Annotated in this window: 20 protein-coding genes; 15 read left to right on the top strand and 5 right to left on the bottom strand. The window is 50.8% G+C overall.

The features are described from left to right. Positions 1–209 precede the first annotated feature (209 nt). The 6 genes from pdhA (at position 210) to I8U21_RS10330 (ending at position 6,265) form a co-directional block, all read left to right on the top strand. Positions 210–1,313 (top strand): pyruvate dehydrogenase (acetyl-transferring) E1 component subunit alpha, encoded by a 1,104-nt coding sequence (gene pdhA / locus I8U21_RS10355; RefSeq protein WP_198053855.1) that lies wholly within the window; start codon positions 210–212, stop codon positions 1,311–1,313. A 3-nt stretch (positions 1,314–1,316) separates the two neighbouring features. After that, positions 1,317–2,297, top strand: a complete 981-nt coding sequence (locus I8U21_RS10350; protein WP_181731575.1) for an alpha-ketoacid dehydrogenase subunit beta — start codon at positions 1,317–1,319, stop codon at positions 2,295–2,297. Positions 2,298–2,400: 103 nt separating this feature from the next. After that, entirely contained in the window at positions 2,401–3,672 is a 1,272-nt protein-coding gene (locus I8U21_RS10345) for a dihydrolipoamide acetyltransferase family protein (protein ID WP_370527068.1), read from the top strand. A 1-nt stretch (position 3,673) separates the two neighbouring features. Beyond that, the gene (gene lpdA, locus I8U21_RS10340; protein ID WP_198053854.1) at positions 3,674–5,092 is read left to right on the top strand and encodes a dihydrolipoyl dehydrogenase; all 1,419 of its coding nucleotides are present in this window, start codon (positions 3,674–3,676) and stop codon (positions 5,090–5,092) included. A 183-nt stretch (positions 5,093–5,275) separates the two neighbouring features. Beyond that, entirely contained in the window at positions 5,276–5,851 is a 576-nt protein-coding gene (locus I8U21_RS10335; protein ID WP_181731577.1) for a hypothetical protein, read from the top strand. Between the two features lie 21 nt (positions 5,852–5,872). After that, positions 5,873–6,265 (top strand): acyl-CoA thioesterase, encoded by a 393-nt coding sequence (locus I8U21_RS10330; protein WP_198053853.1) that lies wholly within the window; start codon positions 5,873–5,875, stop codon positions 6,263–6,265. Positions 6,266–6,292: 27 nt separating this feature from the next. On the opposite strand, the gene I8U21_RS10325 is transcribed toward I8U21_RS10330, so the two are convergent. Then, positions 6,293–6,526, bottom strand: coding sequence for a DUF1128 domain-containing protein (locus I8U21_RS10325; protein WP_181731579.1), 234 nt, complete (start codon positions 6,524–6,526; stop codon positions 6,293–6,295). Between the two features lie 43 nt (positions 6,527–6,569). On the opposite strand from I8U21_RS10325, the gene I8U21_RS10320 reads away from it, so the two are divergent. Next, a complete protein-coding gene (locus I8U21_RS10320; RefSeq protein WP_370527067.1) occupies positions 6,570–6,974 on the top strand; it encodes a DUF309 domain-containing protein in 405 nt (134 codons plus the stop codon). An 8-nt stretch (positions 6,975–6,982) separates the two neighbouring features. On the opposite strand, the gene I8U21_RS10315 is transcribed toward I8U21_RS10320, so the two are convergent. Continuing rightward, positions 6,983–7,567: a YdcF family protein gene (locus I8U21_RS10315; RefSeq protein WP_198053851.1), complete on the bottom strand. Its 585-nt coding sequence runs from the start codon at positions 7,565–7,567 to the stop codon at positions 6,983–6,985. 39 nt (positions 7,568–7,606) lie between these two features. Next, complete coding sequence (locus tag I8U21_RS10310; protein ID WP_198053850.1) at positions 7,607–7,924, bottom strand: hypothetical protein; 318 nt, start codon at positions 7,922–7,924, stop codon at positions 7,607–7,609. A 212-nt stretch (positions 7,925–8,136) separates the two neighbouring features. On the opposite strand from I8U21_RS10310, the gene hutU reads away from it, so the two are divergent. From hutU to thpR, 5 genes are all read left to right on the top strand, one after another. Then, positions 8,137–9,795 (top strand): urocanate hydratase, encoded by a 1,659-nt coding sequence (hutU, locus tag I8U21_RS10305; protein WP_198053849.1) that lies wholly within the window; start codon positions 8,137–8,139, stop codon positions 9,793–9,795. A 5-nt stretch (positions 9,796–9,800) separates the two neighbouring features. Beyond that, positions 9,801–11,060, top strand: a complete 1,260-nt coding sequence (hutI, locus tag I8U21_RS10300; RefSeq protein WP_198053848.1) for an imidazolonepropionase — start codon at positions 9,801–9,803, stop codon at positions 11,058–11,060. A 124-nt stretch (positions 11,061–11,184) separates the two neighbouring features. Continuing rightward, a complete protein-coding gene (locus tag I8U21_RS10295; RefSeq protein ID WP_232337618.1) occupies positions 11,185–12,069 on the top strand; it encodes an agmatinase family protein in 885 nt (294 codons plus the stop codon). 132 nt (positions 12,070–12,201) lie between these two features. Then, positions 12,202–12,729 (top strand): thiol peroxidase, encoded by a 528-nt coding sequence (tpx, locus tag I8U21_RS10290; RefSeq protein ID WP_198053847.1) that lies wholly within the window; start codon positions 12,202–12,204, stop codon positions 12,727–12,729. A 73-nt stretch (positions 12,730–12,802) separates the two neighbouring features. Then, on the top strand, positions 12,803–13,357 hold the full coding sequence (gene thpR, locus I8U21_RS10285; RefSeq protein ID WP_198053846.1) for an RNA 2',3'-cyclic phosphodiesterase: 555 nt from the start codon (positions 12,803–12,805) through the stop codon (positions 13,355–13,357). Between the two features lie 6 nt (positions 13,358–13,363). Here thpR and thiC read toward each other — a convergent pair whose 3' ends face one another. Continuing rightward, complete coding sequence (thiC, locus tag I8U21_RS10280) at positions 13,364–15,109, bottom strand: phosphomethylpyrimidine synthase ThiC (protein ID WP_198053845.1); 1,746 nt, start codon at positions 15,107–15,109, stop codon at positions 13,364–13,366. Positions 15,110–15,664: 555 nt separating this feature from the next. Here thiC and I8U21_RS10275 point away from each other — a divergent pair. From I8U21_RS10275 to I8U21_RS10265, 3 genes are all read left to right on the top strand, one after another. Next, complete coding sequence (locus I8U21_RS10275; protein ID WP_198053844.1) at positions 15,665–16,465, top strand: ABC transporter ATP-binding protein; 801 nt, start codon at positions 15,665–15,667, stop codon at positions 16,463–16,465. A 154-nt stretch (positions 16,466–16,619) separates the two neighbouring features. Next, positions 16,620–17,168: a S1 RNA-binding domain-containing protein gene (locus tag I8U21_RS10270; RefSeq protein WP_181731590.1), complete on the top strand. Its 549-nt coding sequence runs from the start codon at positions 16,620–16,622 to the stop codon at positions 17,166–17,168. 52 nt (positions 17,169–17,220) lie between these two features. Further along, complete coding sequence (locus tag I8U21_RS10265) at positions 17,221–17,412, top strand: hypothetical protein (RefSeq protein ID WP_037992942.1); 192 nt, start codon at positions 17,221–17,223, stop codon at positions 17,410–17,412. 78 nt (positions 17,413–17,490) lie between these two features. Here I8U21_RS10265 and acnA read toward each other — a convergent pair whose 3' ends face one another. Then, the gene (gene acnA, locus I8U21_RS10260) at positions 17,491–20,205 is read right to left on the bottom strand and encodes an aconitate hydratase AcnA (protein WP_198053843.1); all 2,715 of its coding nucleotides are present in this window, start codon (positions 20,203–20,205) and stop codon (positions 17,491–17,493) included. Positions 20,206–20,327 lie beyond the last annotated feature (122 nt).

Here is a 20,327-nt window from a genome sequence, read left to right as displayed (position 1 = left end):
CAAAATGATGCTCTGGAGCGATTGACAAATTTGCTGTGAGTTGTATTATTGAGGAAAGGCCATTTGTTTCAAAGCACAAAAGTTAATAAAATCAATTGCTTTCCCTTGTTTATTTTTATTGTTATAAAACAGAATAAAAAAATGGGTGTAACAGTGAAACGCTTTCACTGATTGGTTTTTTGAGACTAATTCAAAGAGGTGAATGAATCATGGCAAAAACAAAACAAGCTGCCGTCTTTGGCAAATCGGAAGTCAGCCTGAAACCGTTAGAGCCGTTTGCCACCCTTTCTCCGGATGGGGAAGTGATCAACGAAGAACAAATGCCGGAGTTAAGCGATGAACAGCTGAGAGAATTAATGAGAAGAATGGTCTTTACCCGTACATGGGATCAGCGTGCAGTCAGCCTCGCCCGCCAAGGACGTCTGGGTTTCTACGCGCCTGTTTCCGGGCAGGAAGCCACGATGATCGGAAGCGAATACGCTTTGAATAAAGAAGACTTTATCTTGCCGGGATACCGGGATATTCCGCAAATTTACTGGCATGGCTATCCGATGTACCAAGGATTCCTGTGGTCCCGCGGTCATCAGCACGGCGGGGAAATTCCGGAAGGCGTGAACGTCTTGGTTCCCCAAATCATTATCGGGGCGCAATATGTGCAAACATCCGGTGTGGCCATGGCGTTTAAACGCCGCGGGGAAAAACGCGTTGCCATCACCTTCACCGGTGACGGGGGAAGTTCCCAAGGGGATTTCTATGAAGCAATGAACTTTGCCGGCGCTTATCAATTGCCTGCCGTATTTGTCGTGCAAAATAACGGTTATGCCATCTCCACACCGTTCCGCAAACAAACAGCGGCAAAATCCGTCGCGCAAAAAGGGGTGGCTGCGGGTATTCGCAGCGTGCAAGTGGACGGAATGGACGTTTTGGCCGTGTACCGGGTGGTGAAAGATGCTGCCGATCGTGCCCGCAACGGTGAAGGACCGACCTTGATCGAAGCCATTAACTACCGTCTCGGAGCACACTCCATGTCCGGTGACGATCCGTCCCGTTACCGTCCGGAAGATGAGCCGGGACAATATGAAAAAATCGAACCGTTGGTTCGTTTCCGCAAATACTTACAATCCAAAGGTTTGTGGACGGAAGAAGACGAAAATCAAGTGATTGAAGAAGCAAAACAAACCGTATCCGAAGAGATTAAAAAAGCGGACAAATATGAGAAAATGACCATTCCTGGTTTGATTGACTCCATGTTCGAAGTCACGCCTCCGAACCTTGAAAGACAAAAAGCGGAATATACAAAGGAGGGGAAATAAGCCATGCCACAAATGACAATGGTAAAAGCGATTAATGATGCACTTCGTGTCGAGTTGAAACGGGACCCGAACGTCCTCTTGTTTGGGGAAGACGTGGGGAAAAACGGCGGTGTGTTCCGTGTCAGTGACGGACTGCAAAAAGAATTCGGGGAAGACCGCGTTTTTGATACTCCGCTTGCCGAATCCGGAATCGGTGGTTTGGCAGTCGGTCTTGCCAGCCAAGGATTCCGTCCGGTTGCTGAAATCCAATTTATCGGTTTTATCTTTGAAGCCATGGATTCGATTTGTGTACAAGCTCCCCGCTTGCGTTACCGGACCGGCGGCCGTTTCCATGCCCCGATCGTGTTCCGCGCACCGCTTGGCGGAGGAGTGAAACCGCCGGAACTTCACGGGGACCCGTTGGAAGGATTGCTCACCCAAACACCGGGATTGAAAGTGGTGATGCCTTCCAATCCGTATGATGCCAAAGGGTTGATGATTTCGGCCATCCGGGACAATGACCCGGTATTCTTCCTGGAACACTTGAAACTTTACTTCTCGCAAAAAGCAGATGTTCCGGAAGGGGAATACACCGTTCCGATCGGCAAAGCCAACGTGGTTCGGGAAGGTTCCGATGTCACGGTGATCACGTACGGTGCCATGGTTCATACATCCTTGAAAGCGGCAGAGCAATTGGAAAAAGAACGCGGAGCCAAAGTGGAAGTGATCGACCTTCGCACGCTCAGCCCGCTGGATACCGAAACCATCATCCAATCGGTGGAAAAAACGGGACGCGCCGTGGTGGTGCAGGAAGCGCAAAGATCTTCCGGAATTGCGGCTGAAGTGATTGCCCAAATCAATGAACATGCCATCTTGAAACTGGAAGCACCCGTCAAACGGATTGCTCCTCCGGATACCGTCATCGCATTCCCGATGATTGAAGACCAATGGATTCCGGATGTCAAACGCGTGGTGCAAGGCATTAACGAAGTGCTTGACTTCTGATTGTGAAACAGAGTGCCGGAAAGACACATAACGGATGGATGCGGTGGTTTCGACATCACCGCGTCCTTTCTTAAACATGAAATCAGAAAAGGAGGCTATTTTCGTGGCAGCATATCAATTTAAACTGCCGGATGTGGGCGAAGGAATTCATGAAGGCGAAATCGTGGCACTGCATGCCAAAGAAGGAGACACCATCCAGGAATTTGACATTTTTGCCGAAGTTCAAACCGATAAAGCCGTAGTCGAAATCCCCTCCCCGGTAACGGGAACGATCAAAGAGATCAAAGTCAAAGAAGGGGATGTGGTGCTGGTTGACTCGGTGATTGCCATCATCGATGCAGAAGGAGATTTTGAAGAAGAAGCGGCGGCAGAAGAAAGCGCGGCTGAAGAGGCGGCAGCACCGGCTCAGGAAACCAAAGAGGAGAAAAAAGCGGCTCCGGAGCAAACAGGCAACAAACGGAATGTTTCGGCGATGCCGTCTGTCCGCAAATTGGCGCGTGAACTGGGAGTCGACATCACCCAAGTAACCGGCACCGGAAAACATGGCCGGATTTTGGCCGAAGATGTCAGACGTTTTGCAGAAGGCGGGCAAGCTGAAGCGGCAGCCCAACCGGAAACGAAACCGGTTCAAGAGAAAACCGTGGAGGCAAAAACACCGGTGGAAACCAGAGGAAACGAAGAACGCATTCCGCTTCGCGGTATCCGTCGCACCATTGCCAAACGCATGGTGGAAAGCAAACACACCGCTCCTCATGTCACCTTGATGGACGAAATCGATGCAACGGAATTGATGGCCATCCGCAAGTGGGGAAAAGAAGTGGCGCAAGAACGCGGAATCAAATTGACCTACCTGCCGTTCATGATCAAAGCGGCCATCGCTGCATTGCGTGAGTTCCCGGAACTGAACGCGTCCATCGATGAAGAAAGAGAAGAGATTGTCATCAAAAAATACTACAACATCGGTCTGGCCACCGCGACCGACCATGGTTTGATGGTACCGGTTATTGAAGATGCCGATCGCAAATCGCTTTTCGAACTCGCTCAGGAAATCACCGAAAAAGCAACCAAAGCACGCGAAATGAAACTGGATCCCAGCGAGTTGAAAGGCAGCACCTTTACCATTTCCAACCTCGGCGGATACGGGGCGCAATTCTTCACCCCGATCATCAACTATCCGGAGGTGGCCATCTTGGGCGTTGGAACCATCCAGGAAAAACCGGTGGTTCGTGACGGAGAGATTGTCATCCGCCCGCAAATGTTTGCATCTTTGAGCTTTGACCATCGTTTGGTGGATGGCGATTTGGCTGCACAATTTATGCGTCGGTTCAAACAGTTGATGGAAAATCCAAAACTCTTAATGATGGAGATGAGCTGATATGGTAGTGGGAGATCTTGCACAAGAAGTCGATGTTCTGGTGATCGGAGCCGGTCCGGGAGGATACGTGGCAGCCATTCGTGCTGCACAACTGGGCCGCAAAGTGACCATTGTCGATAAAGATGCTTTGGGTGGCGTGTGCTTGAACCGCGGTTGTATTCCGTCCAAAGCTTTGATCACGGCCTCTGAACGTTTCCTGTCCATCAAAGAAGTGGATCAGATGGGGATCGAAGTTTCCGGGGACGTCAAAGTGAACATGCCGGAACTTATGAAATGGAAAGACGGCGTTGTGAAAAAGTTGACCGGTGGTGTGAAATCTCTGTTGCAAGGAAACAAAGTGGAGATCATCAGCGGAGAAGCATATTTTAACGGCACCGATTCGGTCCGCGTTGTCACGGACGATTCCAGCCAGACTTATAAATTTAACGATGTGATTATTGCAACGGGATCCCGCCCGGCTGAACTGCCGATTCTCCGGTTTGACGGAAAACGGATCCTCTCTTCCACCGAAGCGCTGCAATTGCAAGAAGTTCCCGGACGTTTGGTGGTCGTGGGCGGCGGTTACATCGGTCTGGAATTGGGTACCGCTTATGCAAAACTGGGTGCCGAAGTCACCATTTTGGAAGGAGCCGAATCCATTCTCCCCGGAAGCGATCCGGCATTGACGAAAATGGTGATGCGCCGCTTGAAACAACTGGGCGTCAACGTTGTGACGGAAGCCATGGTTCAAGGCGGCGAAAACAAAGGCGAAGAAGTGGAAATCAAAGCCACGGTCGGCGGGGAAGAAAAAACATATACCGCAGACTATTGCCTGGTTGCGATCGGCCGGAAACCGAACACCGACGAATTGGGATTGGAATATGCCCAAGTGGAACTGGATGAGCGCGGCTTTATCAAAATCGACAATCAATGCCGCACCAATGTGGACCACATCTATGCCATCGGGGATTGCGCCGGCGGCGCGCTGTTGGCCCACAAAGCCAGCTATGAAGGAAAAGTGGCTGCAGAAGTCATTGCCGGCATGAACAGCGTCATCGACTATCAAGCCATGCCGTTTGTCGTCTTCTCCGATCCGGAAATTGCTTACACCGGCCTGACGGAAGAAGAAGCCAAAGCACAAGGCTATGATCCGGTGGTCAGCCGCTTTGCTTTCCAAGCAAACGGACGCGCTTTGTCGATGAATCAGGCCGACGGTTTTGTCAAAATCGTGGCCGACTCCGAAACCAAACAGGTTTTGGGCGTTCAAATTGTCGGTCCGGAGGCCTCCACATTGATCGGGGAAGCCGTTTTTGCCGTGGAAATGGGTGCCAACGCAGAAGATCTCTCTTTGACGATTCATGCGCATCCGACCTTGACCGAAACGATCATGGAAGCGGCCGAAGGCGTTCTGGGCCATGCCATCCATATGGTGAACCGGTAAACTTTCGGATCCGGTGCCCCGTGACTCTTTCACGGGGTATTTTTTTGGTGAGATTTGACGGAAATTTAAAAATAATCGTGATTTAAACTGCTTGGGAGCTTTTCGTATTATAATGGGAAGGGAATATTTCTGAAAATAATCTTTTTTGGTCTGGCAATTCATGCATGGTTAAGGGTGAAGCAGATGAATTGGTATCATCGATGGGCTCGGTTGTTTCTGAAGGTTTGCAACGGCTGGCGCGGAACCATTGCCGTGAAAATGGGTGAGTTGATTCCTTCTCTCAAACACCAAAATATTTATGTCAGGCACCGAAAACCGGAAAATTTGTCACCTCCCCAATTAAACACCATCTTCCATATCATGGATCAGATTGCGGGAAGCAAAGGGGAAGTGACGAAAGAGGAACGTAAAGCGTTTGTCCAATATCAGAAAAGCTTTTTAAACAAGCGGATCTTGCAAGAGTGGAAAAAGATCCGGCCGGGCATTTATGTCCGGCAAGGCGGAGCCGCACAGGATGAGTTGATGGAGGCGGCTTTTCTGAAAATGAAACCCATTTTGTACAAAAGTTTTTATGAATCCTGTCAGGGACAGACCGTGGTGATCAACGCATTTACGTTGCGTGCATTTGTTTGGAATCATGAATACCTTACACGGAAGTTCGGGTTGGTTGAGGATCACCAATATTGGCTGGAGATTTTGGAGATGATCGATGACATCAAGAAAAATGCCTTTCAGACAAAGAAAAAATCGTTATTTTGATCTCAAAAAGGGGAGAAAGAGATGAAAACCTCCATTCAAATCGAAGTGCGGCCGACGGAAATCGATGTCATGGGGCATGTGAATAATGCGAAATATTTAGAGTATATGGAATGGAGCCGTGAAGATTGGTACAACAAAATGGGACTCCCGTTTGATGTGTTTACCAAGATGGGAGTGGGAACGGTGACCGTCAATATCAACATTAACTACCGGAAGGAAGCGTTGTTGGGGCAAAAGTTGGTGATATCCACAGAGCCGGTGCGGAAAGGGAGAACCAGTTTTGTGCTCAAGCATGAAATTTATAATGAACAAAGGGAGAAAGTGGCGGATGCGGAAGTGACCAGTGTCACGATCGACCTGAAAAAAAGAAAATCGGTTGCATTGCCCGAACCATTGGCCAAAGTATTTACATAAAAACAAGGCAGGGGGAAAGCCCTGCCTTCATTTTGCGTTTGCCCGGAGTTCCCTTAACTCCTCCAGAATCCCTTCGATTTCCATCATTGTCAGCCGGCCTTCTTTTTTTTGGATCAGCCGGTGGATTTCCAACAAATCCTCATATTGATCCAAATCGAAATCTTCCGGTCTGATGATGGATGCATTGACCAATCTCAGGTTGCTTTTGATTTCCTCGACAAGTTGTTCCAGGTTTTCCTTGCTGGGCGTGCCAGAATTCAAATTTGCTCCATCCTCTCTGCCGTTTTTTAAAGGAGTGAAATCCGTGGAGCCTTATTCCCCTTTATATATTGCTTTTTTTCATTATTTTAACACCGTCTGTGACTACTATGTATGCCACGATGTGTTGGAAGAGCTGTGGCTAGAAGAGGGCAGGGAACCCTATTACCAAGGGTTGCTCCAAGTGGCTGTCGGATTGTATCATTTGCAAAACGACAACCGGAACGGAGCTTTAAAATTGCTTTCCGGTGCTTTGGAAAAGCTGTCGCTTTATCCGGAGAAAGAGTGGATGGGAATTCACTTGGACCGGTTAAAACGGGATGTGAAAAAGATGATCACCTTTTTAAACGGAAATGCCCTTCCGGATGCCACTCCGGAGCGGATCGTGATCGAACTGACGGATCCGGTGTTAAGAAAGGAAGTGGCCGGGATGGGAAATCCGGATCATTAGGGGTTCCGTCAGTGTTTAAATACTTGTTGCTTGATCAAGGCCAGACATTCACGCGCTTTGTGGTACGGAAGGAATAATACCTTGGAATGAACGGGCGAAGCCGTCACTTTGAGACCGGCTTGCCGGGCATAATTCAAAGCCCGTACCATGTGATAGTCATGGGTGATGACGGTGGTCTTCTCAAACCCCTTCCGCTTGATGATTTGCGCTGAATACAGCAGGTTTTCCCGGGTGTTGGAGGAACGGTCTTCCAGAAGAAGATGGGCGGGGGAAACCCCGCGTTCCACCAGGTAGTTTTTCATACCTTCCGCTTCTGTGATCCCGTTGTTGCCCAATCCCCCGGATAAAATGAGATAATCCACTCTCCCTTGCCGGTACAATTGCAAAGCCAGCTCCAAACGCTCCCTCAGGGCCGGGCTCGGCTGTTGATTCCATAATGCCGCTCCCAACACGATTCCGACTTCTGCATGTTCTTCCGGCGGATCTTTATGGTCAAAGCGGGAAACCCATTGCCACAGGTGAATGAAGACAAACACCCCGCAGAAAAAAAGGGCGGACAGCCATCCGAACCAAAACCATTTGCTTGTCAGCATGATTCCCCTCTCCGTTGTTTTTGGTGTCTCTGTATTATTTCATGCAATCGGGCAGTCGGGCATGCGTGGCGGATGTTGATGGGTCAAAGAAAATTTTCTGCGGACCGGATCATAATCGATTTTCAAGCCTTGGATCCATTCCTTTTCGCCGGCTTGCCACATAAACGGGATGCCTTTAATGTTTTCTTGCTCACAGGCCGGATCCGTTTCCGTGATCTCGAGGGCATACATCGGGCTGTTGCACCCGGATGTGAGGGAAACAATTTTCACTCCCAACGGACGGTTTTCCGACTGCTGTTCCTGGTAAAGCAGCCAGTGCAGTTTCCCGGCCGCCAAATCGGAAATCACCATACTCAATGGATATTCACTCCTTGAAATGCATTCTTCATCAATATAGCAAAAATCCGTAAGACATGAAAGGAAAGGCAGAGGGCTTTCGGTCCGTTTTCTGCGCTGAGCTAACTCGATAACGGAATGGCTTGCTCCCCGGTTTTCAAGCATGATAAGGTGAAAGTAAAATATAAATAAAATTGTGTTTTTAAAGAATATTTCGAAAGGAGCCGTCCGTGGTGAATGGAAAGAGGCAAGAGATCCGCGCTCCGCGGGGAACGGATTTAAGAACCAAGGGATGGGTTCAAGAAGCCGCTTACCGGATGTTGATGAATAACTTGGATCCGGATGTGGCAGAGCGTCCCGAAGAGCTGGTGGTGTACGGAGGAATGGGGAAGGCCGCCCGGAATTGGGAGTGTTTTGATGCGATCCTGTGTTCGCTGAAGGCGTTGGAAAATGACGAAACGTTACTGATTCAATCCGGAAAGCCGGTGGCGGTTTTCAAGTCACACCCGGATGCGCCACGGGTCTTGCTGGCCAATTCCAATCTGGTTCCGGCCTGGGCTGATTGGGAGACATTCCGCGATCTGGAACAAAAAGGCTTGATCATGTACGGGCAAATGACGGCAGGAAGCTGGATTTACATCGGAACCCAGGGGATTTTGCAAGGGACGTATGAAACGTTTGCCGAAGCCGCAAGGAGACACTTCGGCGGCAGTTTAAAAGGAACGATCACGGTCACTGCCGGGTTGGGCGGAATGGGAGGCGCGCAACCGCTTGCCGTCACCATGAACGAAGGGGTGATCATTGCGGTCGAATGCGATCCTTCCCGAATCCGGCGGAGAATTCAAACGGGTTATCTCGACAGGGAAACGGACAGTCTGGATGAAGCGATTCGCATGGCGGAAGCGGCCAGACAAAAAGGGGAACCGTTGTCCATCGGACTCATGGGAAATGCGGCCGAATGCCTCCCTGAAATGGTGAGACGGGGGTTTATCCCGGATTTGGTGACCGACCAAACCTCGGCTCATGACCTGTTGAACGGGTATTACCCCGCCGGGATGGCTTTGGAGGAATGCGAGCAGCTTCGCAAGACCGATCCAAAGCAATATATCCAAAGGGCCAAGGCGAGCATCGCCGGACACGTCAAGGCGATGTTGGCGATGAAAGAACGGGGGGCGGTTGCCTTTGACTACGGAAACAACATCCGGCAGGCCGCTTACGATGAAGGAGTGAAAGAAGCGTTTTCCATCCCCGGATTCATCCCGGCTTTTATCCGGCCTCTGTTTTGTGAAGGAAAAGGCCCGTTTCGCTGGGTGGCCTTGTCCGGCGACCCGGAAGACATTTATAAAACGGATGAAGTGATCAAACGGGAATTCAAGGACCAGCCCACTTTGGTGCGCTGGATTGATTTGGCCCGCAAAAAGGTGCAATTTCAAGGCTTGCCGGCCCGCATTTGCTGGCTGGGTTACGGCGAAAGAGCGCGATTCGGGCGAATCATCAATGAAATGGTGGCATCGGGGGAACTGAAGGCGCCGGTTGTCATCGGACGGGATCATTTGGACTGCGGTTCGGTGGCCTCTCCCAACCGCGAAACCGAAGCGATGAAAGATGGCAGTGATGCCATTGCGGATTGGCCGTTGCTAAATGCATTGATCAATGCGGTCAACGGGGCAAGCTGGGTGTCTGTCCATCATGGAGGCGGTGTCGGGATGGGCTATTCCATCCACGCGGGCATGGTGGTGGTGGCAGACGGCAGCCAAGAAGCGGCGAGGCGCTTGGAACGGGTATTGACTTCTGATCCGGGTATGGGGATCGTGCGCCATGTGGACGCCGGTTATGAAAAAGCGGTCGAAACGGCGAAAAAGCATGGGATTCAGATTCCGATGTTGGAGTGAGGCACATGGAGAAGTGGCTGATTACCGGAGCAAACCAATTGCTCACGTTGCAAGGGGCGGGACGCCCGAAAACCGGGAAAGAAATGAATGACCTGGGCATCATCGAAGACGGGGCGGTGGCGGTTGAAAAAGACACCATCATTGCCGTCGGGACCCGCAAAGAAGTGGAGAGCGAAGCGCGGAAACGCTGGGGTTCATGGGAGAAGGTGAACCATATGGATGCAACGGGAAAAGTCATCATGCCGGGGCTCATTGATCCGCACACCCATTTGGTGTATGCCGGTTCCCGCGAAGATGAGCTGAACATGCGCCTGAACGGAAAAACCTATTTGGAGATTTTGGAGGCAGGCGGCGGGATTCTGTCAACCACCCAAAGAACACGGGCAGCGGGGATCGATGAATTGGTGGAGCAAGCCAAAGCGAGGCTGGACCGGTTTTTAAAGAACGGGGTGACCACTGTCGAAGCAAAAAGCGGATACGGGCTGTCCCCGGAACATGAACTGAAACAGCTCCGAGTGACCAAACGATTGAACGAGGAGCATCCGGTGGAAGTTGTATCCACTTTTATGGGAGCGCATGCGGTTCCGAAGCAGTACCAAAAACAACCGGATGCGTATGTCAGACTGATCACGGACGAGATGATTCCGCGGGTGGTTTCCGAACGTTTGGCTGAATTTTGCGATGTTTTTTGCGAAAGAGGCGTCTTTTCCGTCGAACAGTCTGAAACCATTCTCCGGGCGGCCAAAGCAGCCGGCCTGATCCCGAAGATTCATGCGGACGAACTCGAACCGACGGGAGGGGCGGAACTCGCTGCCCGCATCGGCGCTATTTCCGCGGACCATTTGCTGAAAGCGTCTGATGAAGGAATCCGCGCACTGGCCAAAGCGAAAGTGGTGGCGGTCTTGCTTCCGGGAACGGCTTTTTTCCTGATGGCTCCCTTTGCCGACGGGCGAAAGATGATTGATGCCGGGGTGCCGGTGGCTTTGTCGACGGATTGCAATCCGGGCTCTTCCCCGACCGAGTCTTTGCTTTTGATGATGAATCTGGCTTGTTTTCACATGAAGATGACACCGGCGGAAGTGATAACGGCAGTGACCGTCAATGCTGCCCATGCCATCGGCCGGGCGGACCGGATCGGAAGTCTGGAGCCTGGCAAGCAGGCGGATTTGGTCGTGTTCGATGTGCCCAATTATCTGCATTTGACGTATCATTACGGATCCAATGACGTGGAACGGGTGATGAAAAAAGGAAAATGGGTTGTTTAGGGAGGAAGGAAGGATGAACTTTCGTTATTTGAATCCGCCCCCCTTTGTCCACCGTTTTCAGACGGCGGATCCCAATGACCCGAAAGTGAGTGAGTGAATCCGGCCGTGGAACGGGAAAGAAACCATGGATGTCGGAGTGATCGGGGTCCCGTTGTCCCGTTCTTCCATCAGTGCGTCGGGAGCGAGCGAAACACCGTGGGCCGTCCGGCAAAGCTGGAAAAGCTTTTCCACCTATGATGTGGATCATGATGTTGATTTAACCTGCTTGACGGTGCGGGATCTGGGCGATGTCCGCATGCATGTGACGGATATTCCGCTTTGCCATCATTACATTGAAAAAGGAATGGAAGAAGTTTATCAAAAGGCACGAAAGCAGGACTTCTTTTTGCCGGTGATCATCGGAGGGGACCATTCCGTCACGTGCCCCTCAGTCAAGGCGTGGAAAAAAGCTTGTCCGCCCGGCAAGACCGGCTTGCTCCAGTTTGACACGCATTTTGACGTGCGGAGCTTGGAAAGCGGAGGGCCGAGCAACGGGACACCGGTTCGCGGGCTGTTGGAGTCCGGCACCCTGGAAGGAACAGAAATTGTCCAGATCGGCATCCACGGCTTTGCCAATTCCCGGATCTACCGCCAATATGCCAAGGAGCAGGGAATCACTTTTTATACCATGCATCAAATCTGGAAGAAAGGATTTGCCGCGGTTTTTGAAGAGGCGCTGTCCCGATTGACCGAATCGGTCGATTTCATCTATGTGACTGTGGATATGGATGTGCTGGATCTTTCATTTTTGCCGGGTTCTCCCGGATCCCATCCCGGCGGTTTGTATTCCCGGGAATTGTTTGAGGCGATGTTCCGGCTGGGAAAAGAACCGAAAGTCAAGGCATTGGACATTGTTTGTCTCGATCCCATGCGGGATGTGGGATCGGTGTCGGTCAAAACGGCAACCCACACCATGCTTTCCTTCTTATCCGGGGTGTTAAGAAGGAAGTCGGGTTCATCCGAAGAATAAAAACCCCGTTTTTTGAAAAAACGGCCTTTTCTTGCAGAGAAACAGAGGCTCTTTTATTTGTGGCGGGGGATGTTTATTTTTTTTGTTTTCAAACAGTGTTAAGATAAAGAAGATGACTTTTTAAAGGAGGAAATGCTCATGGCCATCGAACGAAAAGGTGCTGTAACATTTAAAGGAAACCCGGTCACTTTGCTTGGCCCGGAGTTGAAAGTCGGGGATCAAGCGCCGGATTTTAAAGTGTTGGCAAATGATTTGTCCGAAGTCACACTGGCGGACAGCAAAGGGTTTGTCCGGATTATCAGTGTGGTTCCGTCTCTGGATACAGGAGTTTGTGATGCGCAAACCCGCCGTTTCAACGAAGAAGCAGGCGGCATTGACGGGGTGAAAGTACTGACCGTCAGTGTGGATCTGCCGTTCGCCCAAAAACGCTGGTGCGGGGCGGCCGGTGTGGAAAACGTGCAAACTCTTTCCGATCACCGCGATTTGTCGTTCGGAATGGCTTACGGTGTCGCCATTAAAGAAATGCGTTTGTTGGCCCGGGCCGTGTTTGTGGTGGATCAAAATGATCAGATCGTCTATGTGCAATACGTACCGGAAGCCACCAATCATCCGGATTATGAAGCGCCGATTCTTGCTGCGAAAAAAGCATTGAACCAATAAATCCATATGAAAAAAAGGCTCGGCGATGACCACCGCTGAGCCTTTTCATCATGGAATGGAGGTCGGATCGGAGATGACAGACGAATCCCGTTTGTTCATTGCCTTGAAATTGCCGTCGGAAGTAAAACGGTATTTGGCGCGGGGAAGTGACATGTTGAAGCAACAATGCGATTTTTCCCGCTGGGTCTATGAAGAGGATTACCATATTACGCTTCAATTTTTGGGCGATGTCAACCCGGAGAAAAAAGACAAAATTCTAAGCGCCTTGCCCCGCTGCGTTCAAGGAACGGAGCCGTTTTCGTTAAAACTGTCCGGTCTCGGAACATTTGGCAGGGAACATCAGCCGCGCGTTTTGTGGGCCGGTGTTTCGGGGGATCTGGACCCTTTGTCCCGCTTGCAAAAACAAGTGGTCCGGACGATGGAACCGCTCGGTTTTCCGGGTGAAAAACGGGCATACCGCCCCCATGTCACGATTGCTCGCAAATGCCGGCAGCCAAACTTTACGCTGACGCCCGAAATGAGCTCCAACTTCCAAAATATTGAATGGCAGGTCCGGCAAATAGCGTGCTACGAGACGAAATTGGGGCGGCAGCCGATGTATGAACCGGTGGGCATTGTTTCCCTCTGACCGGGATCATTGATAGAGGGAAGAGCCTTTTTTCTTAAATTCCCGGGCTTTTTCTTTCATCCCTTTTTTGGCGGCCTCTTCCAGGGTCAATCCTTGTTTGTCCGCATATTCCCGGATATCCTGCGTGATTTTCATACTGCAAAATTTGGGGCCGCACATCGAACAGAAGTGGGCGGTTTTTGCCGGTTCGGCCGGTAAGGTTTCATCATGGAATTCTCTTGCCCGGACCGGATCCAGGGACAAGTTGAACTGATCCACCCACCGGAATTCGAAGCGGGCTTTGGACAATGCATCATCCCGTTTTTGTGCTCCCGGATGCCCTTTGGCCAAATCGGCGGCATGGGCGGCGATTTTATATGCGATGACGCCTTCTTTTACGTCTTGTTTGTTGGGGAGCCCCAGATGTTCTTTCGGCGTCACATAACAAAGCATGGCGGTGCCGTACCAACCGATCATCGCCGCACCGATGGCAGACGTGATGTGGTCATAGCCGGGGGCGATATCGGTGGTCAGCGGTCCCAGGGTGTAGAAAGGAGCTTCTTGACACAGTTTTTGCTGAATATCCACGTTTTCTTTGATTTTATGCATCGGGATATGTCCCGGACCTTCAATCATCACCTGCACATCGTGTTCCCATGCGATTTGGGTCAGTTCCGCCAACGTTTCCAGTTCGGCGAATTGGGCTTTGTCATTGGCATCGGCAATTGATCCCGGACGCAAGCCGTCGCCGAGCGAAACGCAAATGTCATAAGCTTGCAGAATTTCGCAGATCTCGCGGAAGTGTGTGTATAAAAAGTTTTCCTCATGATGGGCCAGACACCATGCGGCCATGATGGAACCGCCGCGTGAAACAATCCCGGTGGTGCGTTCCGCAGTGAGCGGGATGTAATGGAGCCGCACGCCGGCATGGATGGTAAAGTAATCCACCCCTTGTTCGGCTTGTTCGATCAAGGTGTCACGGTAAATTTCCCATGTCAAGTCTTCCGGAACCCCGTTGACCTTTTCGAGCGCTTGGTAAATGGGAACGGTTCCAACCGGGACCGGTGAATTGCGGATGATCCATTCCCGGGTGTTGTGAATGTTTTTTCCGGTCGATAAATCCATGATGGTATCGGCTCCCCATAAGGTGGCCCAGGTCATTTTTTCCACTTCTTCCTCAATGGAGGAGGAAACGGCGGAATTCCCGATGTTGGCGTTGATTTTGACATGGAAGTTTTTGCCGATGATCATCGGTTCTGATTCCGGATGATTGATATTGGCGGGGATGATGGCCCGGCCGCTGGCGACTTCCTGCCGCACAAATTCAGGATCCAACTGCTCGCGAATGGCGACAAACTCCATTTCCGGCGTGATGATCCCCTTTTTGGCATAATGCATCTGGGTGACGATTTTTCCGGGTTTTGCTTTTAACGGGTGTTTGTTGGGATGAGGAAATGATTCAAGCGTTGCCTTTTCCTCCGAGCGGTATCCATTGTCGACGGGCTGGACCGGGCGGCCTTTGGTTTCTTCCACGTCGCCCCGTTCCAAAATCCAGTTTCTTCGCAATTTTGGCAATCCTCGTCTTAAATCAATGGATGCTTCCGGATTGGTGTAAGGCCCGCTTGTGTCATAGATGCGGAGAGGTTCATTGGCACGGGTTCCGCGCCAGTCAGTGGTGGGGGAAAGGGAAATTTCCCGCATGGGAACGCGGAGATCGGGTCTGGACCCTTTGACATAAACTTTTTTGCTGTTCGGATAAAAATAACGTTCCATCAATATTGCCCTCCTTTGGTGATTGCAACCAATGGCCAAAACGGACGAAGGGCGAATACGACACAAAAAAACCATACACCTGATGCGTATGGATCGGGTAAGAAATCAAAACGATGAGGGGACACACGAGTCCCGTCATCTTCCCTACGCTGGCATTACCCAGATCAGGTACACGGTCGGCGGCAGAGTTCTCCGCCCTCTCAGCCTGGCTGACTCCAAGCTCCCGTTTTTTGACCCTATTTAGTTGCTTTCTTTTTCAAGCTATCACAGATTTTACGGGAGGTCAATCACAAAAGAATAAATTTATATGAGAGGAGAAGGAAAACTGGCGGAATCCCCATACTGTCGAAATCTGTGATTTATAAAGGTTTTTTGTCACGATTTTGCAATATATTCATAATCCTCATTTTAGACAGGATATTTTTTGTCCGTTATACTTAAAATAAACAAACCCCGGAGAAGGGGATATTTTCCATGTTTGGTTGATTGTGAAAAGTTGTGAAAATGATCTTGTTTTTTGTACCTGAGAGAGCTTGGAGAAAGGGTGCATGAAAATTGAGAATAGAGTGGCATCATGTGCGGAAAGTATTTGGACAAAAGGCGCAGATTTCACGCACGAGGATGACGGGGCTCATTGATTTTTCCGCTTCGGTCCGGGAAGGAGTGACGGCCTTGTTGGGCCCGGCGGGTTCGGGAAAAACCACGTTGCTGAAGCTGACCGCCCTGAAAATGGTTCCGGATGACGGCAGGATTGTTTTTTTCTCCCATACAAAACAGCCGCACGTCTGGTCGAAAGGGAAAATGTTGCATTCCGGTCTTTCAGATCTTTCCTTTCTCAAGTCGCTGATTCACTACACTCCTCATGTTCAACGGTTGAACCAGGATACCACCGTCGAATCTTCACTCTTCATGCATGCGCAGTTGATGCGCGTTCCAAATCCCAGGAAAACCATTGCGGAAATCATTGCAAAATGGGGATTGGCCGGTTTCCGGAAAATGCCTTTGTACGAACTTTCCGGAGCGGTTTTGAAAAGGTTTTTGTTGGCCCGCAGCTTGATTGCACCCGCCCCGGTCTGGATCATGGATGAGCCGACGGAAGGGTTGGATCCATGGGGACGTTATTTGTTGATGCATGAGCTGAAAAAACGCCAAAGAGGGCTCATCACCTTGTTTGCGACGACCACCGACATGGACTTGGCCGAATGCGCAAATGATTTGATGTTGCTGGAATCGGGAGCTTGCAGGCGCTTGGGGAGTCGAAAGATTTTGACATCCGGGGTCCCGGAGGGCACGGTACGGGCTTGGTACGAAGCGATGCAAGCCTTTTCTTACCTTAGGAAAGAACATCATTTTTAATTTTAATGACGTTCGGTGAAGAGAGAGAATATATTGTATCGATGAAACGAGGGCGAGGGTGTGAAGAGCGTGGATCATGAAATCACTTTGCCCTTTTTTTATCTCTGTATTTATAATGGAATGAAAATCGTTTCTCAGGGGGAGGAAAGCGGAAATGAGCATTGATGAACGGATCGACAAGTTCCTACATAGTGACAGGAAAGCTCCGCTGCCTTATGCGGTTGGTGATATAGTCAAGGTTCGCATCACCCGGATCATGGATTACGGCGCCTTTGTCGTGACCAAGGATGAACACATGGCTTCGGGATTGATCCATATCTCCCAAATTCCCGACGGGGTGACCGTGGAAGTCAACCAGGTGATCGATGCCGAGGTGAGGCAAGTGAAAGAAGACCATAAAGTGGAGTTCAGTCTGATGCATATGGATAAAAGAGACAATCCTTTTCGATTATTGGAAAATGTCAAAAATGAACTCCCCAAGAAAGAGGTTCCGCAAGACGAAGTGGATCAAATCATTCAAGACCTTTCCAAAGAATTCGGCGTCGTGTCGGAAGAGTCCAAAACCATCATCAAGGATATGGTCCGGGAAATGGGGGTTTATCAATTTACAAAGGCAATGATGAGAACGCTTCCGCAGTTTCAAAGGGACTTGGTTTACCATTTTTTGAAGGAATTAAGCAGCCAAGGGAGGGAACATCTTTGAAACGCGTTCTTACCATTTTTCCTATCATTTGCGGAAGCGGCTGGAAGAACGTTTGAACCGAAAAATCTCCGGGCATGAGATTGACCGGATGATTCGGGAGAGCCAGGTGATCCTGGAGACCGACCGCCATCTTTATTTGTACCATCGCGAACAGGATATTCGATTTCCTTGCATCCGGGATCAGGACCGCTGGATCATCAAATCGGCCATTGTCAAAGGGATGTGGATGGAAGCCAAAGATTGAGCCTGTCGTTGGATCTACCCGCCGTCTGTCCAAAAAAAATCCCCCCGGGAAAGTCCCCGGGAGGTTTTTTGTTTCCGGTTATTCAGCTTTTTGGGTGTTTAAGATTTGGCGCAGAACCGTTTGCAGGATGCCGCCGTTTTTGTAGTATTCCACATCCACAACGCTGTCGAGGCGGACGGTGACTTCAAATTCCGTGGTTTCGCCGTCCGGTTTGGTGGCGCGGACCGTCAGGCTTTGTCCCGGTTGAATGTCATCATTCAAGCCGAGGATGTCAATGGTTTCTTTTCCGGTCAGGTTCAATTTTTTCCAACTTTGTCCTTCTTTGAATTGGAGCGGCAATACGCCCATGCCGACCAGGTTGCTGCGGTGAATCCGTTCGAAGCTTTCGGCGATGACCGCTTTTACCCCGAGCAGGTTGGTTCCTTTTGCCGCCCAGTCACGGGAGCTTCCCGTGCCGTATTCTTTTCCGGCAATCACGACAAGCGGCGTGTTTTCTTCTTTGTATTTCATGGCCGCATCATAAATGGACATGACTTGCCCGCTCGGTACATGTTCGGTTACTCCGCCTTCAGAACCGGGTACCATTTGGTTCCGGATCCGGATGTTGGCAAAGGTTCCGCGTGTCATGACCCGGTCGTTCCCGCGTCTGGAACCATACGAGTTGAAGTCTTTGACTTTGACGCCATGTTCTTGGAGATATTTCCCTGCCGGACTGTTGGGGGCAATGCTTCCGGCCGGCGAAATATGGTCCGTGGTGACAGAATCTCCCAACAGAGCGAGAACACGGGCGTTTTGAATGGGAGCGATTTCTTCCGCTTCCACCGACATATCCACGAAGAACGGCGGTTCTTGAATGTAGGTGGAGTTTTCATCCCAATCGTAGAGAACGCCTTTGGGAGTCGGCAATTGATTCCAGCGTTCGTTGGCATCAAACACCCGGCTGTATTGTTTTCGGAATTGTTCCGCGTTGATCGCTTCGCTCATGACCCGGCTGATTTCCTGGGAAGTCGGCCAGATATCTTTGAGATAGACGGGTTGGCCGTCTTTGCCGTGGCCGATCGGTTCGGTTTCAAAATCGATATTGACGGTTCCGGCAAGCGCATAAGCGACTACCAGCGGCGGGGAAGCCAGGTAATTGGCTTTGACCAGCGGATGGATGCGTCCTTCAAAGTTCCGGTTTCCGGACAGAACGGAAGCCACCGTCAAATCGTTTTCTTCAATGGCTTTGCTGACATCGTCCGCGAGGGGTCCGCTGTTACCGATACAAGTGGCACATCCGTAACCGGCAACGGTGAAGCCGAGTTTGGCGAGCGGTTCCAGCAGACCGGCTTGGGCCAGGTATTCGGTGACCACTTTGGAACCGGGGGTCAAACTGCTTTTGACATAAGCCGGTACGCTCAATCCTTTTTCGACGGCTTTTTTCGCCACCAAGCCGGCTCCCACCATGACGGACGGGTTGGACGTGTTGGTGCAGCTGGTGATGGCGGCAATCACCACGGAACCGTGTTTCAGGTCAAACCGGTCATTTTGGCGGGTGACTTGCACGGATTTGCTGATTTCTTCTTCCGTCAGGCCAAAGCCGCTTTCGTCAATCGGCTTGCGCAAGGTTTCGTTCCAAGCTTCTTTCATCTTGTTCAGTTCGATGCGGTCTTGCGGGCGTCTCGGTCCGGACAGGCTTGGAACCACGGTGCTGAGATCCAGTTCAATGGTGTCCGTGAAGACCGGATCCGGGGTGTCATCGGTCCGGAACAAGCCTTGTGCCTGATAATATGCTTTCACCAGTTGAATCAGGCTTTCGTCCCGGCCGGTGGTGCGGAGGTAGTTCAAGGATTCTTCGTCAACCGGGAAGAAACCGACCGTTGCACCGTATTCCGGCGCCATGTTTGCCACTGTGGCCCGGTCCGCAAGGTTCAGGTTGGATAAGCCGGGGCCGTAGAATTCGACGAATTTGCCGACGACGCCTTTTTTCCTGAGCATTTCCGTGACCGTGAGCGCAAGGTCGGTGGCGGTTGCCCCTTCCGGAAGTTGTCCCGTCAATTTGAATCCGATGACTTCCGGGATGATGAAGTATAACGGTTGCCCCAACATGCAAGCTTCCGCCTCGATTCCGCCAACTCCCCAACCGACAACGCCCAGTCCGTTAATCATGGTGGTGTGGGAGTCGGTTCCGACGAGGGAATCCGGGAATACCACGGTTTCGCCGTTTTCTTCACGGGTTTGTGCGACGCGGGCCAAGTATTCCAGGTTCACTTGGTGGACAATTCCGGTTGCAGGCGGAACCGCTTGGAAATTGTCAAGGGATTCAGCAGCCCAGCGAAGCAGGCGGTAGCGTTCTTCATTCCGTTTGAATTCCAGATCCATGTTGTATTGCAGTGCATCTTCGGTTCCGGCACGATCCACCATCACTGAATGGTCGATCACCAGGTCAACCGGAATCAACGGGTTAATCCGTTCCGGATCGCCGCCCACCCGGCTCATGGCCGAACGCAATGCCGCCAGGTCCACGACGGCCGGCACACCGGTAAAGTCTTGCAAAACGATGCGGGCCGGTTTAAAACCGATTTCCTTTTTATCCTTGTTTTGGGTCCAGGAAGCCAACTGCTCAATATGCTCCCGGGTGACCGATTTTCCGTCATATTGGCGAAGGGCGGCTTCCAACAACACTTTGATGGAGAAAGGCAACCGGGAAATTTCTCCGATCCCTTGTTCTTCCAAACTGTCCAGACGGTAGTAAACATACTCTTTATCGCCCACTTTTAATGTGGAGCGCACATTGTACAAGTCCTTTGCCATGGGAAAACCTCCTTTGAAGAAAGATGTAAAAGCTTTCATATCAGCGGTGGCTGAATGAGACGCGTGAAAAGTGCAAGGAATAAGACTCGCTGAGGGAAACGTCTTGTTTCACCAGATGAAAC

This window comes from Thermoactinomyces sp. CICC 23799 (genome assembly GCF_016055145.1).
Taxonomy (GTDB): Bacteria; Bacillota; Bacilli; order Thermoactinomycetales; family Thermoactinomycetaceae; genus Thermoactinomyces; species Thermoactinomyces intermedius.
Note: the sequence above shows the minus strand (reverse complement) of the source record. Positions and strands in the feature narration are given on the sequence as shown.

Coding starts and splice junctions, on each gene's coding strand:
- pdhA (WP_198053855.1), top strand. CDS start 210: ATGGCAAAAACAAAACAAGCTGCCGTCTTTGGCAAATCGGAAGTCAGC.
- I8U21_RS10350 (WP_181731575.1), top strand. CDS start 1,317: ATGCCACAAATGACAATGGTAAAAGCGATTAATGATGCACTTCGTGTC.
- lpdA (WP_198053854.1), top strand. CDS start 3,674: ATGGTAGTGGGAGATCTTGCACAAGAAGTCGATGTTCTGGTGATCGGA.
- I8U21_RS10335 (WP_181731577.1), top strand. CDS start 5,276: ATGAATTGGTATCATCGATGGGCTCGGTTGTTTCTGAAGGTTTGCAAC.
- I8U21_RS10330 (WP_198053853.1), top strand. CDS start 5,873: ATGAAAACCTCCATTCAAATCGAAGTGCGGCCGACGGAAATCGATGTC.
- I8U21_RS10315 (WP_198053851.1), bottom strand. CDS start 7,567: ATGCTGACAAGCAAATGGTTTTGGTTCGGATGGCTGTCCGCCCTTTTT.
- hutI (WP_198053848.1), top strand. CDS start 9,801: ATGGAGAAGTGGCTGATTACCGGAGCAAACCAATTGCTCACGTTGCAA.
- I8U21_RS10295 (WP_232337618.1), top strand. CDS start 11,185: ATGGATGTCGGAGTGATCGGGGTCCCGTTGTCCCGTTCTTCCATCAGT.
- tpx (WP_198053847.1), top strand. CDS start 12,202: ATGCTCATGGCCATCGAACGAAAAGGTGCTGTAACATTTAAAGGAAAC.
- thpR (WP_198053846.1), top strand. CDS start 12,803: ATGACAGACGAATCCCGTTTGTTCATTGCCTTGAAATTGCCGTCGGAA.
- thiC (WP_198053845.1), bottom strand. CDS start 15,109: ATGGAACGTTATTTTTATCCGAACAGCAAAAAAGTTTATGTCAAAGGG.
- I8U21_RS10270 (WP_181731590.1), top strand. CDS start 16,620: ATGAGCATTGATGAACGGATCGACAAGTTCCTACATAGTGACAGGAAA.
- acnA (WP_198053843.1), bottom strand. CDS start 20,205: ATGGCAAAGGACTTGTACAATGTGCGCTCCACATTAAAAGTGGGCGAT.